This window comes from Campylobacter sp. BCW_6460 (assembly GCF_001762705.1).
GTDB lineage: Bacteria > Campylobacterota > Campylobacteria > Campylobacterales > Campylobacteraceae > Campylobacter_D > Campylobacter_D jejuni.
Genome location: NZ_MJXI01000041.1, coordinates 1,237 through 1,825 on the forward strand (window position 1 = coordinate 1,237; position 589 = coordinate 1,825).

The window sequence follows — 589 nt, forward strand, 5'->3', positions numbered from 1 at the left end:
GTGAGAATTCCTGAGTTTTTATTTCCCCAAACTCCCATATAAATTTGACCATTAACTTGACCTATATTTTCAAAGGTATTGACAGTGATGGTTCCTGTGAGGTTATCTTGGCTATTTTGTATGGCTACTTTACCATTGATGGTTCCATTATTGGTAAGATTTGCAAGAGTAAGAGTATTGCCATTGTTAGTAGAAGCATAAATAATATTACCAGTATTACCTATACTACCTAAAGTTCCACCTGATTGAATTATTATGGTATGTGGACCTTGATCGGAAATGTTGATTGTGCTAGTTTCTGAACCACTTACAGTCGTATTAGTATTCTGATAAACACTTGCTGATCTAGCTTTAGTATTTTTATTTGCTTCATCATAAGTTTTTATTTCAGGAGCAAGTGTAGCATTAGCACAACTCGCTAAGAAAGAAATAGTAGCTAAAGATAAAACTATCTTTTTAGAATTTAAACAGGGTTCTTTACCCTCTCCTATAGGTGTTTTAGTTAATGTGATATTTTTCATAAGAATTTCCTCCCTTTATAATTTGTTCTATATATTATATTTTTTAAAAATAATATAAAATACAAAAT

The 589-nt window shown here is 30.6% G+C and carries 1 pseudogene; it reads right to left on the minus strand.

The annotated features are described in order from the left end of the window. Positions 1-521: pseudogene (locus AJ881_RS08490) on the minus strand (hypothetical protein); the annotation flags it as partial. Positions 522-589 lie beyond the last annotated feature (68 nt).